The 1,453-nt window shown below is 40.1% G+C and carries 2 protein-coding genes; both read left to right on the forward strand.

What is annotated here, in order from left to right:
* Window positions 1-200 (forward strand): amino acid--tRNA ligase-related protein (locus G2999_RS11430; RefSeq protein WP_010177453.1); only part of this gene is annotated, 200 nt, incomplete at its 5' end.
* Between the two features lie 343 nt (window positions 201-543).
* Window positions 544-1,453: efflux RND transporter periplasmic adaptor subunit (locus tag G2999_RS00035; RefSeq protein ID WP_010177454.1), on the forward strand; the 910-nt coding region annotated here is incomplete at its 3' end.

The following is a 1,453-nucleotide window of genomic DNA, read 5'->3' on the forward strand; positions in this document are numbered from 1 at the left end:
ACGTTTTTGATGCACGCTTAGCAGAGATGAACCTAGATCCAGAGGACTATGGTTGGTATCGAGACTTGCGCCGTTATGGCACCGTCCCTCACTCAGGCTTTGGTCTTGGCTTTGAACGTTTAGTTGCGTACGTCACAGGCATGCAAAACGTTCGTGATGTTATTCCATTCCCACGTACACCAGGCAGTGCACCTTACTAAATTTAATCGACTCAGCATCGCTAAAATCACACCCCCTACTTATTAAAAAATAACTTAAGGGGTGTGATTTTTTTATATCAACTAATTTTAAGTTAACATAACAACAATTTAGTCAATTTCTTAATTTTTCCAATCAACTAAAATATAAAACATTGTTTTTATTAGGTTATTTAATTGGAATAGTGTTTGCATATTGCTATGTGATGAGCTGTGTTACTTTAAGCTGTTCGAATAATATATGGCTTCATATATCATGCTTACAACTCGTTACATTTAGCTACAGAACTGTACAAATAGCTCAGTTATTATTTATACATAAACATGGATCTCTCTAGGTAAATACATGAACAGTAATTTCAAAAAAACCGCCTTCGCTATTATTATTCTCGCTGCAGGAATTGGCGGTATGATCGCAATTAACGCCTCCGCTGATGACAAAGCAGAAAAAGACGAAGTTGATACACGTCCAACAGTCAGTGTTCAACCTGCAACAAAGATTAATTACGAAGTTATCATTAAGTCTAATGGTGAGGTGCGTCCAGCTGAAACAACAGCCATATCAGCACAGGTTTCAGGCGAAGTATTATCTTGGCATGCTAATTTTGTTGAAGGTGGATTAGTGAAGCGTGGTGATGTGTTATTTACCATTGAAGCGGACCAATATGAAGCAGCTGTACTGCAAGCTGAATCAGAAGTATCTCGTGCTCAAGCCACTTTAATCGAAGAACAGGCACGCGCAGATGTGGCCAAACGTGAAGCCAAAAATTTGCCTAGTGCGACAGTGACTGATTTATATTTACGCAAACCACAGTTATTAAGTGCGCAAGCGGGATTAAAGTCAGCACAATCACGTTTAAAAATCGCGCTACGTGATTTAGATAACACGCAAGTGACAGCACCGTATGATGCACTGATTGTCAGTCGTGATATTGGTGTTGGCCAGTTTGTGAATAAAGGCGTACAAGTCGCACGATTAAATAATGTTGAACGCGCCGAAATCATCTTTCCCATTGCGGGATTTGATGCACCTTTCTTACCAAATACGCTGGTTAATACACCTGCCACCGTTGTATCAAGGGGAATGGATAAAACAGTACGTCAGGGCATCATTGCACGTGATACAGGACGAGTAGATCAAGCGACTCGAATGACCCATTTAGTTGTTGAAATTGAAGACCCGTATAGTCTGATGACCAACGCACCTAAAATGAAATTTGGTACGTATGTGGAGGTGAACTTAATGGGCAAATCAT

The organism is Glaciecola sp. HTCC2999, from assembly GCF_000155775.1.
Classification (GTDB): domain Bacteria; phylum Pseudomonadota; class Gammaproteobacteria; order Enterobacterales; family Alteromonadaceae; genus Opacimonas.